Annotated in this window: 17 protein-coding genes; 14 read left to right on the forward strand and 3 right to left on the reverse strand. The window is 59.3% G+C overall.

All coding sequences use genetic code 11. From position 1 onward, the window contains the following. Positions 1-12: 12 nt before the first annotated feature. Positions 13-687, reverse strand: a complete 675-nt coding sequence (locus AB3G88_RS18020) for a tyrosine-type recombinase/integrase (RefSeq protein WP_480451008.1) — start codon at positions 685-687, stop codon at positions 13-15. A gap of 331 nt (positions 688-1,018) precedes the next feature. Here AB3G88_RS18020 and AB3G88_RS18025 point away from each other — a divergent pair, with 331 nt between their 5' ends. From AB3G88_RS18025 to AB3G88_RS18065, 9 genes are read left to right on the forward strand one after another with little or no spacing between them, the layout of a single operon-like run. Then, positions 1,019-1,354 carry an integrative conjugative element protein, RAQPRD family gene (locus AB3G88_RS18025; RefSeq protein WP_153474654.1) on the forward strand — a complete coding sequence of 112 codons (336 nt, stop codon included), beginning with the start codon at positions 1,019-1,021 and terminating at the stop codon, positions 1,352-1,354. After that, the gene (locus tag AB3G88_RS18030) at positions 1,351-1,590 is read left to right on the forward strand and encodes a TIGR03758 family integrating conjugative element protein (RefSeq protein ID WP_153474655.1); all 240 of its coding nucleotides are present in this window, start codon (positions 1,351-1,353) and stop codon (positions 1,588-1,590) included. Before AB3G88_RS18025 ends, AB3G88_RS18030 begins: the two co-directional genes overlap by 4 nt. Before the next feature lie 17 nt (positions 1,591-1,607). Continuing rightward, positions 1,608-1,979: a TIGR03745 family integrating conjugative element membrane protein gene (locus AB3G88_RS18035; protein WP_153474656.1), complete on the forward strand. Its 372-nt coding sequence runs from the start codon at positions 1,608-1,610 to the stop codon at positions 1,977-1,979. A gap of 7 nt (positions 1,980-1,986) precedes the next feature. Next, a complete protein-coding gene (locus AB3G88_RS18040; RefSeq protein WP_153474657.1) occupies positions 1,987-2,400 on the forward strand; it encodes a TIGR03750 family conjugal transfer protein in 414 nt (137 codons plus the stop codon). Beyond that, complete coding sequence (locus AB3G88_RS18045) at positions 2,397-3,038, forward strand: PFL_4703 family integrating conjugative element protein (protein ID WP_090454310.1); 642 nt, start codon at positions 2,397-2,399, stop codon at positions 3,036-3,038. The genes AB3G88_RS18040 and AB3G88_RS18045 overlap by 4 nt, the downstream gene beginning before the upstream one ends. Further along, positions 3,035-3,847, forward strand: a complete 813-nt coding sequence (locus AB3G88_RS18050) for a TIGR03749 family integrating conjugative element protein (RefSeq protein WP_153474658.1) — start codon at positions 3,035-3,037, stop codon at positions 3,845-3,847. The genes AB3G88_RS18045 and AB3G88_RS18050 overlap by 4 nt, the downstream gene beginning before the upstream one ends. Further along, on the forward strand, positions 3,837-5,354 hold the full coding sequence (locus AB3G88_RS18055) for a TIGR03752 family integrating conjugative element protein (protein ID WP_153474659.1): 1,518 nt from the start codon (positions 3,837-3,839) through the stop codon (positions 5,352-5,354). The genes AB3G88_RS18050 and AB3G88_RS18055 overlap by 11 nt, the downstream gene beginning before the upstream one ends. After that, positions 5,317-5,733: a TIGR03751 family conjugal transfer lipoprotein gene (locus tag AB3G88_RS18060; protein ID WP_153474660.1), complete on the forward strand. Its 417-nt coding sequence runs from the start codon at positions 5,317-5,319 to the stop codon at positions 5,731-5,733. Before AB3G88_RS18055 ends, AB3G88_RS18060 begins: the two co-directional genes overlap by 38 nt. Continuing rightward, entirely contained in the window at positions 5,733-8,486 is a 2,754-nt protein-coding gene (locus tag AB3G88_RS18065) for a conjugative transfer ATPase (RefSeq protein ID WP_323372774.1), read from the forward strand. Before AB3G88_RS18060 ends, AB3G88_RS18065 begins: the two co-directional genes overlap by 1 nt. A 41-nt stretch (positions 8,487-8,527) precedes the next feature. Here AB3G88_RS18065 and AB3G88_RS18070 read toward each other — a convergent pair whose 3' ends face one another. Then, on the reverse strand, positions 8,528-8,785 hold the full coding sequence (locus tag AB3G88_RS18070) for a LasR-specific antiactivator QslA (protein WP_153474661.1): 258 nt from the start codon (positions 8,783-8,785) through the stop codon (positions 8,528-8,530). Positions 8,786-8,954: 169 nt separating this feature from the next. Between AB3G88_RS18070 and AB3G88_RS18075 the strand changes: the two genes are divergently transcribed. From AB3G88_RS18075 to AB3G88_RS18095, 5 genes are all read left to right on the forward strand, one after another. Next, positions 8,955-9,209: a helix-turn-helix domain-containing protein gene (locus AB3G88_RS18075; protein WP_122426628.1), complete on the forward strand. Its 255-nt coding sequence runs from the start codon at positions 8,955-8,957 to the stop codon at positions 9,207-9,209. A gap of 117 nt (positions 9,210-9,326) precedes the next feature. Further along, positions 9,327-10,283 carry a TIGR03756 family integrating conjugative element protein gene (locus tag AB3G88_RS18080; RefSeq protein ID WP_153474662.1) on the forward strand — a complete coding sequence of 319 codons (957 nt, stop codon included), beginning with the start codon at positions 9,327-9,329 and terminating at the stop codon, positions 10,281-10,283. Continuing rightward, entirely contained in the window at positions 10,280-11,662 is a 1,383-nt protein-coding gene (locus AB3G88_RS18085) for an integrating conjugative element protein (RefSeq protein WP_480451014.1), read from the forward strand. Before AB3G88_RS18080 ends, AB3G88_RS18085 begins: the two co-directional genes overlap by 4 nt. A 3-nt stretch (positions 11,663-11,665) precedes the next feature. Next, positions 11,666-11,974 carry a hypothetical protein gene (locus AB3G88_RS18090; protein ID WP_480451016.1) on the forward strand — a complete coding sequence of 103 codons (309 nt, stop codon included), beginning with the start codon at positions 11,666-11,668 and terminating at the stop codon, positions 11,972-11,974. Between the two features lie 10 nt (positions 11,975-11,984). Beyond that, positions 11,985-13,523: a conjugal transfer protein TraG N-terminal domain-containing protein gene (locus AB3G88_RS18095; RefSeq protein ID WP_480451018.1), complete on the forward strand. Its 1,539-nt coding sequence runs from the start codon at positions 11,985-11,987 to the stop codon at positions 13,521-13,523. Here AB3G88_RS18095 and AB3G88_RS18100 read toward each other — a convergent pair. Continuing rightward, entirely contained in the window at positions 13,516-13,923 is a 408-nt protein-coding gene (locus AB3G88_RS18100) for a DUF3742 family protein (protein ID WP_480451019.1), read from the reverse strand. The genes AB3G88_RS18095 and AB3G88_RS18100 overlap by 8 nt on opposite strands. Positions 13,924-14,058: the final 135 nt, after the last annotated feature.

Raw genomic sequence — 14,058 nt, forward strand, 5'->3', positions numbered from 1 at the left:
TCGTCGATATCACTATGCCAGCGCAAGCTCAAATGCACGCCGGACTTCCTGCATATCCACAGTTAGGTATGGCTTGCTGTGATCCAAGCAGGCGTGCTCAAGAATGGTCTGTACTATCTCGACGTCGCCAGTGGCGGCCAAAACTTTTGTAGCAAGCGAGCGCCTGCCGCTATGCGAGGAGCCCTGTTTGATACCCGCTTGTCGGTATAACCTGCTGAAAGTTTGCTGCAGTGAATCACAGGCTCGGTAAACCTCCGGCCCACTGTCTAACTGGCAATGTTTGAATGCCAGTTCAATGGCTTGCCCTTTGTGTGTCATGACAAGCTTTGAACCTGGCCGGAATCCTCGATACTCATCTATGCCTGAAAGCCCCCAGCGGCGCCGAGAGCGCACGTCAAACCACGCATCAAGCGCGGCAAGGCATCGAGCATGAGTCAGATAGACATTTCGCGGCCGACAGCCTTTGGTGATGTCTGCGCTCAAGTAGACCTCAGGCTTGATGACACCGCTGGAATACAGCACGTCGCCAATCTCCAGCAGGGCCAACTCAGTGACACGAATGCCGGTGGTGTGCGTGAGCCACAACAACTTCACATCACGCTCCGGCATGCGGCCAGTGACAGAGGCTACGCGGATCAGGTGTTTGAATTGTCCAGGACGAAGGGATGCAGCACGGCGAGGATTCATAAGGGTGGGCTCTCTGTCAGGATTAGACGCGAATATGGATCGATCCAAAGAGAGTTGGCAGCAGGCCTCCAGCAAAGCCTACCACCAGTGATTTCGCAATGTTCACGGAAAATGGGTTGTGACGATATCGTCATCAACGAAGCTCATCGAGAATGGAGTTTCCCTGGAGCCTCAACCACTCTCTCCACCAAAGATCGAAGGACCACATTAGCGGTAATGTAAACATCCCCAGTCCTTCCCCAGAAAAAGCGATTCCTCAGACCTCAGGTTTCTTACGGAATAATTCAACCTCTAACTTGATTCTGGCTACATCTCCACATGGGCCAGCATCATGTCGACTACCGCCTTTCACTGCTTTTTACTCCTCTCATTAACCATCGTTCAAGGCAGCAGCTATGCCGCATCTGCTCATGAGCAGGAACAGCTCAGCCTAGTCCAGCAACAACTCGACACTATCGAACGCCTGGCGACACGAGCTGCGACAGCCAGCGCGGCTGAATCAGTCGAGCGCTATCGCTTCGACTATCCCCGGCTGACTCAAGACCTCCAACGCATTCGCCAAGGCGTTCAGGGCTACCTGTCTCCCTCCCGTGCTCAACCCCGCGATCCCGCTGAGCTGGTCGGTGATTACCGTCTCGACACACTGCCTGTGGAGTCGTCGCAATGAGCATGACAGACGCTCAGAGATCAGCTTTCCAAAACGCTTCCGGCTTCTCGACTCAGAGCAGTTCGACGCTGTGGATCTCCCTAGCACTGGTCCTGGCTTTGCTTTGGTCTGCCTGGGTGATGTGGACGGCTTACCGGGGTTGGGCCGCTGGCAGTGTGCGCTTTGGAGCCTTCGGCGGCAGCGCCGCGCGCGTACTGCTCACTTTGCTGGTTTTGATGTTCTTCACCCTGTCTTAACACCGGAGATCACCGTCATGCTCAAGTGCCTTGTCCCCCTGAAAAACAACCTGCGTGATCGTGCAAGCCAGCGCTTGATCGGTCTGCTGTTGGTACTCGGTCCAAGCCTGGCTTTTGCCGAACTACCGACCATGGAAGCTCCTTCACGTGGTGAAGGTTCCGGGTTAATCGAGACGATCAAAAACTACGCCTACGACGGCAGCATCCTGCTCGGCTTGCTGATCGCCCTGCTCGCTTTTCTCGGTGTGGCCTGGCACTCACTGACCGTATACGCCGACGTCCAGAACCAGCGCAAGACCTGGAAAGACCTCGGCGCGGTGGTTGGCATCGGCGCCCTGCTGGTAGTGATCATCATCTGGTTCCTGACCAAGGCTGCCGCAATTCTGTGAGGTCGCCATGAACGACACTATCGAACGCCTTGCCGACGGCACCTTGGTCTTTCTGCCGGAGCGGCTCAACCGCGATCCTGCCGTATTACGCGGTTTGACCAACGATGAGATGTGGGTAGCACTCGGCACCGGTGCGGTCATTGGCCTGCTGCTGGGCGTTCCTCTAGCGATTGCCACCGCTTCCATTGCCATAGCGCCGACCGGCATGATCGCCGGCATGGCGCTGATGTTATTGGCCGGTGGCACGCTACTGCGCCGGGCCAAACGGGCTCGCCCCGAGACCTGGTTGTACCGCAAACTCGAATGGATGCTCGCCAGCCGTTGGCGCTTGGGTCGCGGCAGTCTGATCCTCCACTCCGGTGCCTGGACGGTCCGCCGTTCACGTCGGCTGCGTCCTGCCCTGTCACGGTGGCAGCCATGAGCCGATTTCGGAACAAGGTAGATGCCCAACAGGCCCACATCTTCAGCCTGCGTCTGGCGGTAGTGATTCTGGCCCTGGTCTGTGCCGGACTTTGGTATGGCTGGCGCTCGGCACCGACCGATCTGACGGTGCATGTCCCCCCGGATCTGCGCTCGGGCAGCACTCGTAAGTGGTGGGATGTCCCCCCAGAGAATGTCTATGCCTTTGCCCTGTACATCTTTGGCCAACTCAACCGCTGGCCTTCGGATGGCGAGCAGGATTATCGCCGCGCCATCTATGGCTTGCAGTCCTACCTGACACCCGCCTGCAAGGCCTTCCTCGACGGTGATTATGAGTACCGTAAGGCCGCCGGCGAGCTGCGCCAGCGGGTGCGTGGCGTCTACGAAATTCTGGGCCGAGGCTACAGCGAAGATCCGGAACTCAGGGTCAAGCAACTCGACCGCGACAGCTGGCTGGTCAAGCTCGATCTCAATGCCGATGAATATTACGCCGCCGAACCGGTGAAACGGGTGGTGGTGCGGTATCCATTGCGCGTGGTGCGTTTTGATCTGGACCCCGAACGCAATAAGTGGGGGCTGGCACTGGATTGTTATCAGGGCACTCCGCAAAAAATCTCCCTGCCTGGAGTTGCACCATGAAGCGGATTTCTACCCTGGGACTCACCGTCGCACTTATGCTATGGGGAGCTGCAGCGCAGGCCGTCGAGCTGATGCACTGGGAACGCCTCCCCCTCGCGGTCCCGCTGGTGATCAATCAGGAACGAGTGGTCTTTATCAATGAGGATGTTCGAGTCGGCGTGCCCTCAACCCTGACAGGCAAACTGCGTGTGCAATCAACTGGCGGCACGCTGTACCTGCGCGCGTCAGAAGCCATTGCACCGACCCGACTGCAACTGCAATCGATCACGACGGGAGAGATTATCCTCCTGGATATCGCGGCCACTCCCGGCGATCAACCGCTGGAGCCCGTACATATTCTCAAGAATGCTCAGGGGCAAGCTACCGAGGCTGAATCTAGCGCCGTCCCTGTTCCAGAACGCACGCCGATCCCGGTGGCGCTCACGCGCTACGCCGCACAGAGCCTGTACGCGCCGCTGCGCACCGTGGAGTCCCTGCCTGGTGTACGCCGCGTCCCGCTCAAGCTGCGCACCGAACTGCCAACCCTACTGCCGACCGAAAACGTGTCCAGCACACCCATCGCTGTCTGGCGATTCGGTGATTACTGGGTGACGGCGGTGAAATTGCGCAATCGTAGTTCAGAGACGGTGCAACTCGATCCACGTCGGCTTCAGGCCACGCTGTTCGCCGCGACCTTCCAGCATACTTTCCTCGGACCTGTCGGCAGTGCCGAAGACACCACGATCGCTTACCTCGTCACTCGAGGTGCCGGCCTCGAACACGCTGTGCTGCTCCCGCCCGTTGCGCGAGGTGCAGATGATGAAAGCTAACGCCTTGCTCAAATGGCTGGTACCGGCTGCGCTGCTGGGCGTGGTGCTGATCATCCTGAAAACCTGGGTCCCGAGTGGCAGCACACCTTCTCCACAGCACCCAGTTGATCAGGGCAATATTCAATTATCCGCCGAGCAAGCCAAGTCGCTCGGCATTGCGGGCGATACCCCACGCGACACGGTCGCCACCCTGGTCGGCCAGGTGAAGGCCATGCGCAGCGACATGCTCGGTTTGAAGAAACACAATGACTCACTGCAGACGGAAAACAACCGCCTACGCGAGCGGGAAAACAGTATCGATTCGCGTATCCAGACCGCGCTTGGCAGTGTGACCCAGCAGGTCGACGAAGGCCGCCGCCAAGCCAACGAGGCCCGACTCAAAGCGGAACAAGACAGTCGTCAGGCTCGCGGCCTGCTGACGCAATTGCAGGAACAGTTGTCGGGGCTGGCTGGCAAAAGCAAGGACATGCCGATCGGATTGGGGCTTGAGCCCGGCGACGGCGCTCAGTTCGAAGGGCGACACTCTACCAAGGATGCGCTGCAGTGGATTGAACCCTCGGATGCTCCGTCCACCGACGCCAGAGGCAAAACCACGACTTCCTCCGCACTGAGCCTGCCTACCGCTTTCAACTCTCTGGAAGGCTTGAAAGACAACGCGATTGATCGCAGCCAGAAACAGCTACGTGCAGTTACCAAGGGTGAGCGCGACTTGACGCGATACGTTGATCGTACCGAAGGCGCGAAGCCGGTCTACACGATCCCCGAAAACGCCACGCTGATGGGCTCGGTCGCCATGACCGCGCTGATCGGCCGAGTCCCGGTGGACGGCACCGTGAATGACCCCTATCCCTTCAAGGTGCTGGTCGGTCCGGAGAACCTGACCGCCAACGGCATCGACCTGCCGGACGTCGCGGGGGCCGTGATGAGCGGCACGGCGTCCGGTGACTGGACCCTGTCTTGCGTACGCGGACAGGTCGAGTCAATCACCTTTGTGTTTACCGATGGCACCATCCGTACAGTGCCTCAGCCGAAGGCAGTAGCTACCCGCAATGCCTCCACCGCCCAGAGCTCGAGCACCGACAAGATCCGTGGTGGACTCGGTTACCTGTCCGATCCGTATGGCATTCCTTGCATTGCCGGCGAGCGTCGCTCGAACGCCCAGCAGTACCTCGGCAGCCAGAGTCTGATCACTGCAGCCGGCGCGGGTGTCGCCGCCTTGCTCGGGGATGAGCAGAACAACAGCAGCGTGATCAGTTCGGGCGGCAGTACGCTCGGGGTCACCAGCAGCAGTGGCAATAGCGCACTGAATTCAATTCTCAGTGGTGGGGTCAGCGACATCCGTGAGTGGGTCAACAAACTGTATGGCGAAGCCTTTGCTGCCGTGTACGTGCCACCTGCCGCACAGGTCGCCCTGCACCTCGACCATGAGATCACCATCGACTATGAGCCCAAGGGCCGGAGCGTTCGCAATGAAAAAGACCATGCTTCTCTGTCTGAATTGGATTAGCTTGCTCTGCCTGGTCTTGGCGGGGTGCTCCACCGACAAAGAGACGCTGCTGCCCCATGGTAAGCAAACCATGCTGGACATCTGGAACGGCGCCGGCTCGCAAGGCACTCAGCAGCAATTGCTGGATGCTCGGCAGCAGTTACGCCGCCCGCTGGCTCAGGCAGACTTCTCCGCTTCTCTCCAGGAACCGTACACGCGCACAGCGACGAACGAGAACCACAATTTGTTCCCTCGCCTGCCCAATCCCGATCTGGTGCTGTACGTGTATCCGCATTTGAGTGGCACCGAGCAGGCACCGATCCCGGGGTACTCGACCGTCTTTCCGTTTTACCAACGGGTGCAGTACGCATTGCCTGGTGAACGTCAGGAAGACTTGTAGTGCGTACCAGCGATGCGGGCAACCGCACTGCCACGTGGAAAGCCTGGCGCAACCCATTGCGCCCGCGCGCGACCTTGGCCGATGAAGCTGCACTCTACGCGCACAACCCCAGCTTCACCGATCACCTGCCGTGGGTCGAGTACCTCGACAGCGAGCAGTGTTTTCTGCTCGATGACAATCGCTCGGTGGGTGCGGTGTTCGAGCTACTGCCCATCGGCACCGAAGGGCGTGAACCCGATTGGTTGATGGCCGCCCGCGATGCCCTCGAGGATGCCCTGCAGGACAGCTTTGACGAGCTGGATCAAGCGCCTTGGGTGGCGCAGTTTTTCTGCCAAGACGACAACGACTTCACCCCCTACCTGACCCGGTTCACCGATTATGTGCACGACCGCGCACGAGGCACGATCTTCACCAGAGCGTACCTGGAACTCACTCGTCGTCATCTGCAGGCCATCGCCAAGCCCGGTGGTCTGTTTGAGGATAAGGTGGTGACGCGCCTGCCCTGGCGTGGCAACAACCGCCGGGTGCGCCTGGTGGTTTACCGCTGGCTCGGGTCTGGCGATGAGGAGACGGGACTCAGCCCGGTGCAATCCCTGCAACAGGCTTGCGAACGTATCGGTGCTTCGTTGCAGGCGTGCGGGGTGCAATCAACGCGAGTCGATGGCCGCAGTCTGTATGCCTGGCTGCTGCCCTGGTTCAATCCGGCCCCCAAACTTAGCGATGAAAAGCCTGAGGACTTCTACCGCCGCGTGGCCTATCCGGAATCGGGTGATGGTGAGTCGCTGGAACTGCCCTTCGATCATGACTTCGCCGAGCGGCTATTTTTCAATGAGCCGCGTTCGGATGTGCATCGCGGACTCTGGTATTTCGATGAGCAGCCCCACCGCGTGATGGTAGTGGACAAACTGCGGCGGGCACCCTTGATTGGCCAATTCACTGGCGAAACCCGCAAGGGTGACGCGGTGAATGCCCTGTTCGACCAGTTACCCGAAGGTACGGTGATGAGCCTGACCCTGGTGGTCAAACCGCAGGATGTGCTCGAAGAGCAGTTGAACCGACTGGCGCGCAAAGCCATCGGTGAAAACCTGGCCTCGACCCAGACCCGCCAGGATGTCGAAGAGGCTCGCGCAATCATCGGCCGCCAGCACAAGCTGTACCGTGGCACCCTGGCGTTCTACGTGCGCGGTCACGATGAACAGCAGTTGCACCAGCGCTCGGTCAGCCTGGCCAGCGCGCTGCTGGGTGCGGGGCTGCAACCAGTACGTGAAGGCGACGAGGTCGCCGCCTGCAACAGCTACCTGCGCTGGTTGCCAATGGCGTACAACCCGGCCTGCGACACGCGCAACTGGTACACCCGCCTGATGTTCGCCCAGCACCTGGCGAATCTGGTTCCGGTGTGGGGCCGCAGTACCGGCACCGGCCACCCGGGCATCACCCTGTTCAATCGTGGTGGCTCGCCGTTGAGTTTTGATCCGTTGTCACGTCTAGACCGGGCCATGAACGGCCATCTGCTGTTGTTCGGCCCCACCGGCGCCGGTAAGTCGGCCACCCTGGTCACCCTGCTGATGCAGGTCATGGCGGTGTACCGCCCTCGCCTGTTTATCGTCGAGGCCGGCAACTCATTCGGCTTGCAGGGAGACTACTTCGCGACACAGAGCCTGTCGGTCAACAAGATCCAATTGAAACCTGGCGCCTCGGTCAGTCTCGCCCCGTTCGCCGATGCTTGGCGCCTGGTCGAGCAGCCGGATCGGGTGGCGAGTCTGTCGATCGACGAGCTGGACGATGAGGCGGTAAGCAGTCGCGAAGACCAGCGCGATGTTCTCGGCGAATTGGAAATCACCGCCCGGCTGATGATCACCGGGGGCGAGGCCAAGGAAGAGGCGCGCCTGAGTCGAGCCGATCGCAGCTTGATCCGCGAGTGCATTCTCGATGCGGCGCAGACCTGTGTCGCGGCGGGTCGTCAGGTGCTGACCCGTGACGTGCGCGACGCCTTGCTGCGCGTCGCCGCCGACCCGCACTTGCCGGAGAAGCGTCGTGAGCGTGCCCAGGAAATGGGCGAGTCCATCGACCTGTTTTGCCAGGGTTTCGAGGGTGAACTGTTCGATCGTGAGGGCACGCCTTGGCCCGAGAGCGATGTGACCATTGTCGACCTGGCCACCTATGCTCGTGAAGGTTACGAAGCCCAGATGTCCATCAGCTACATCAGCCTGACGAACACCGTGAACAACCTCGCCGAGCGCGATCAGTATTTGGGCCGGCCGATCATCATGGTCACCGACGAGGGCCATATCATCACCAAAAACCCGCTGCTGGCGCCATTCGTGGTCAAGGGCACGAAGATGTGGCGCAAACTCGGTGCCTGGTTCTGGTTGGCGACGCAGAACCTTGCCGATTTCCCCACGGCCGCGCAGACCATGCTCAACATGATCGAATGGTGGATTTGTTTGAACATGCCGCCCGCGGAGATTGAGGAAATCGCACGATTCAAGAAGCTCACGCCGGCACAGAAAGCCTTGTTGCTCTCCGCCAGCAAGGAGCCGGGGAAATACACCGAAGGAGTGGTGCTGTCGAAAAAGCTCGAAACGCTGTTCCGGGCCGTGCCGCCCAGTCTTTACCTCGCCCTGGCGATGACAGAGCCCGAGGAAAAAGCCGAGCGCTGGACACTGATGCAGGAGAATGGCTGCTCAGAGTTGGAAGCGGCTTACCGGGTAGCCGAACGGATCGATAGAGCGCGAGGCATAGAACCCACATAGGGGAATCTATTCAGGTAACGCGCTCTAGAGCGAGGGATAGGTTATTGCGATGCGCCTCGAAGCCGCTGCTGAATCCGCAACAGGAATCCGGCTTCGAAGGCATCCTGGCAGTCACCGACAGGAAAGGTCTTGCGTGTTTGCGCCAGCTCCCACCACAGTGGAATCTCACCGGGCGTATCAAGCCAAACCTGGGCGCATTGCACGCCACGTTCGATCATCGGAGCAAATTCGTTGCACCAAGGTGTCAGAAGACTTGGGCAACCATCCGCCGCGGGAATTGAAATGTAGTTTTCGTCCATACACACCCTAGATGTCTGATTTTATTGTTAGACGCTGGACCCAGCCTCGAAATCATAACGTAACCAAATGAACGCTCGATAACAGACATGAGCATCAAATGGCCTAGATCAATACCAATGTAGACTATATCCCGTGGATTGAGAGTCCCTCAAGGCGCAATTTGCGCGCATGACTCAAGACTACGAACAGCTGCGTCTGCAACTGGCGGAAAACATCCGCTGGATGCGACGTATAAAGAACCTTACCCAAGAGCAGTTGGCGCTCATGGCCGAGGTCGATCGTACCTACGTCAGTCAAATCGAACGATGCACGGGCAACCCGTCGCTGATGGTCCTGTGCAAGCTCGCCAATATCCTTGAGGTTACGACGGATCAGCTACTCACCGAGCCAGACGCCCTTCGCCGTGTGCTGGACATCGAATAGCCACCTCGTCGCCCTGAAAATCCTTGTAAACCGACAACGTCAGCTTCAGCTTTATCACTGACGGTGTAGGTTCAATCATTGAACGTGTCCAGGCCATTAGCCCAAAGAGCCTGGATCATGCCTGTCGTATGCCCATCAATTGCGCCCCAGAAGCTACTACCTTTGGCGCTGAGCCTCCTGCTGGCGTGCGGGCCAAGCGTGGCGCTGGACACCGGCAGCATCACGTCCTCGGTGTTGTCGCCAAATTGCCTCGCCTACAGGGTCGTCGGCATTTGTTTCTGGCTGCTCTGCACGCCCTTCGGCTGCAAAGTCAAAACCTCGACCAAGGTGCGTCATTTTATTCCTGAGCTGGTGGTCTCGAGCTACGCCACTACGGGCAATAATCCATGGTCCGAGATGGCCACCCTCTCCTCTCCCATTGGCGGTGCGGAAGGTGGCGGCAACCTGATCACGCCGAATAGCCACCGCGACAACCTGCCTCGCTTCAAAAACGTTGATGGCATCGGTCATCCAGGTGGCTGGGCCGCCACTCAACTGGCCTCGCATTCCGGCTACTCCTGCGCCAGCGGCGCTACTGCGTTCATGCCCTACTACCTGAGCACCCTGGACTCGCTGGCCTGGCGCCATGGCATACCGGAAAGTCTTTACCCCGAGTCGCTCATGCCGGGGATTCGTGAAATCGGTCGGCAGGCCTTGGGAAACATGTGGGGCAACGTCTATCCCCGGCAGGGTTTTCTGGTACAGCCCGACGATTTCAAGGCGGCCGCGGTGATGGCGCAACGGGCCGGCGATGTCATCACCCGTAACGGGCAACCACATGTGTACTTGCCGCCCACACCCGCACCAAGCGACGGCTACTGGCCGCCGGGTCCGATCGTTGAAAACGATGCTTCAACCCACAAATGGCAATTGCTCTACCCCCAGGTTCAGCCCACGTGCACCATCTTCCCCAGCGATCCGGTACAGAGCTCGGATGGCGGCTATGCCTGGTCGCTGTGGCGTCCCTATAGCTGCTGCAAACGTGAGGGACAGACCTTTCTGTTCAGTATCGACTTCGAAGGCGGTGCATCATGAGCCGATTGCGTGCGCGACCATGGCGTGCCGTGAAGAGCCTACTGCTCTGCGGACTGCTGACCATTGCCCTCCATGTCCACGCCACCGAGGACAATTACCGTCTGGGCACTCAAGGCGAAGTGCTCGACGACCGAGTGATGTACAGCATCGGTGGCGGCTCGGCAGTCGGCTCACCGAGCTCGCTCTACCGACCCAGTGGTCTCGGTGTCGGCGGGTCCTGGCGAGCGAACATGATGTGCGGAAACATGAGCCTCACCAATACCCTGCAAAACCAGCTGAACGGTGCCACCGAGGGTTTCCAGCAGATCATGGGCAGCGTTGTGCAGAACGCGACCCAAGCGGTGATGTCGCTGCCAGCGTTGATCATCCAGCGCGCCAACCCCGGCCTTTATGAATTGTTGAGCAACGGGGTGATGCAGGGGCGTATCGACTTCGATCGCTCCAAACTGACCTGCCAAGCCATGGCCGAGAAAATGGCGGACAAGGTCGGCCAAGCCGGCTGGGGTGCGCTGGCCAAGAACCAGGAGATGCAGGGCAATCTGGAGCAAACCGGCGGTGATGCGGTGGCCGCGGTGAAAAACACCGAGGCCCATAACGGCAACAACGGGGTGTCCTGGGTCGGCGGCCAGAAGGCTGGAGGTAGCGGGCAGACACCCATCCGGGTGACCTCCGACGTAGTGCGAGCAGGCTACAACCTGCTGCATAAACGGACGGTGGATGACAGTGCCTCGATCAGTAGCAGCGATTGCCTGGGTGGGGCCATTTGCCAGACCTGGAGCTCGCCCCAGGAGGAATCCGAATGGGCCGTTCGCGTATTGGGCGAGAACGAAGTCGCGACCTGCGACACCTGCGAAACCCTGCGGGCGACCGCTGGCAGCGGATTGACGCCGCTGATCCAGGAGGCTTACAGCGAACGCCTCAAGGCTCTGCAAGGGTTGCTGTCGGGTTCACTGCCGCCTACCCCTGACAATCTGGCTAAAGCCTCGAGCCCAATACTGCCAGTGACCCGTGGCGTGATCGAAGCCTTGCGCGACGATCCCGAACAGGATCTGTTGGCACGGCGCCTGGCCAGTGAGACGGCCTTGTCCAGTGTGCTCGACAAAGCGTTGCTGCTACTGCGCACCCTGCTGGCGGGCAGTCACGAACCGAACATCGCCTCCGCCGAGCCGGCCCAAACTGCCTTGACGAAAAACATCGACGCTCTGGAGCGCGAAATACGCCTGTTGCAGACCGAACTGCAGGTCCGGCAGATGCTGGCCACCAATACCGCCAGCCTGGTGCTCGATCGGCATGTCGGTGGTGCCGATGCTTCACGCACCGTCGAGCAAGGCGACCCCGAGCCCGGTCGACTCAATGATGCTGACGCCAGGCGCAAGTGAGCCATGAAACGCTCACCGCTATTCACTTTGTTTTCGGGTCTGGGGATTGCCGCGGTGATGATCCTGACCGCCGCACTGGTTGCCTGGATCGGCCGCACTGCGCTGGGTAGTTTCGAGGTCTGGCAGCAGGCATTCGAATCCGCACGACCTTATCTGCGGTGGTGGCGCGCCCTGCTCTACGCCGCTCTGTTTGCGCTCTGGAGGGATCTGCTTCGGCGCTGCCGCCATCGACCACAGGATCGACTCCGCGTACAACGCATCGGAGCATTAACGCTCGTGCTCTTTATCTGCGTCGAACTCACCCGACTGTGAGGTCACCACCATGCTCATGAGCACCAACAGCTACCTGGAGTTTTACCTCTCGCTGCTGGCCTGGATCATCAACAACGGCCTCTGGAGTGTCCTGTCCGACACCGGGCTATTCGCCGCGCCCTTTGGTGCAATCATCTTGCAGGAATGGTTGTCTGCCCGTCAGCAAGGTTCGGATGAAGGCAACAAGGGACTATTGTCGGTACCGCGGATCGAGAACCGATTGTGGCTGGCCTACATCGTCATATTGTTCGGCTGCGCGCCGGTCTTTCCGTTAAGCCTCACGTCAATGGCGTTCGATGATGCGGCCAGCCAGCGCTGTGGCGTCAGTGTGACCAAGCCGGCGGAAACCGCCTGGGGGACGACCTTCAATACCATCGGCGAACAATCCGCCAACGTACCGATCTGGTGGTTTCTGGTGCATGCCTTGAGCAAAGGCGTGACCGCGGCGGCCACCGCCTCCATCCCCTGTGCGCCGGATATCAGGCAGATGCGTATGGAGATCGACAGCTCGCGCATCGACAGCCAGGTACTGCTGCAGGAAGTCGCCGACTTCACCCGCGACTGCTATGGCTATTCTCGCTCCCGGCTGTTTACCAACCGTCCCCAGTTGGACAAGGCTCAAAGTCATGATGCGTCCTGGATCGGCTCAAGCTATTTTCTTGATACGCCTGGCTACTACGATACGGATCGCTCACACACACCGCGCGTCAGCTGGCCGTATGACGAAAGCCGCGATGTCTCCTTGCCTCAGCTAGAGAACGGCGCGGGCTACCCCACCTGCAAGCAGTGGTGGAGTGATAGCGGTGTTGGGTTGCGCGATCGCTTGATCCAGCAGGTCGATCCCTCGCTGCTGACTCAACTGAAAGGTTGGTTGACTGGCCGTTCGAGCAACGAGATCGAGGATGCCACCCTGCGTGAGTTGGTCAGCCCGCGCCAGCAATCGATGTCCATGTCGCCCGGACAGGTGTACCAGGACTATGGCTCCAGTGCCCGAGGCGGCTCGATCAATCAGGGGCTCAATAACCTGGCCACCAATACCGGGTTGGCCCTCGGCTCCTTCAGCAACTTCCCGGCGATGAATGCGCTACGCGCTGCCCTGCCCATGGTGCAGGCCTTCCTGATCATGGGCGTCATCATCAGCTTGCCGCTGATTCTGTTGGTCAGTACCTATCAGCTGAAGACCGTCATGACCGTGACGTTCGCGCTGTTTACCTTACACATGCTGAGCTTCTGGTGGGAACTGGCTCGTTGGGTCGACTACAGCATGCTCGATACCTTGTACAACCAAGTCTCGGCGTCCAATCAAGTGCTGTTATCGCTGCCCACATCCGGGTTTATGGATGGGACTGTCACCGCGCAGGTGATCGAGTATGTGATGGGGGCGATGTTCTTGGTGCTGCCTGGACTGTTTTTGGTCGCCATGAACTGGGCTGGCTACTCAATCGGCAACAGCCTTGAGGGGATGCTAGGTGGTGCAAGCAAAGCCGCGCATGGTGCAGCGGGCAAAGGAACGGATCAGTTGATGGGTGCTACGAAGAAGCTTACCTGACGTTATCAGATGATTTGAAATGACCTATGTAATGGCCATTGTCATCGTAGTTGCCAAGATAGGAGTTAGCCCCAAGGTAGTCAGGACCTGGATTGCCCTCTTCAAAATCCGTGTCGATGACAGCCTTGGACTGCAGAAGGGCAATCACAGCGATCACCACCACAACAGAAGCGACCAGCCAGAAACAGATAAAGAGCAGCCCTCCGATCATTGCCAGTTTGGCAATCAGAAAGCTCCCGCGAACAAGTAATTTACCCGCGGGCAATCCTGCCGTCACCGCACGCTCAGCCACACGGGACTCAAATATTTTCAACTTACGGTAACCACGCTTTACCGACATGCCACATGCGTAGGCCCAGCGGTGGGCACGTGAATTCTGAACAGGTTGCTGAGTCGGCATGGTCTCGCCCTCTTCTGAGCGTTTTCATGGTTGATACAGGAGTAACAGCCTACTACTGAAAACTGTCCGTGCCTGACCGTTTATCAGTTTGCCCAGCCGAAAAAATCATCACTGGAAGACAGAAGACAAGCCCCG

Source organism: Pseudomonas arvensis (genome assembly GCF_056688935.1).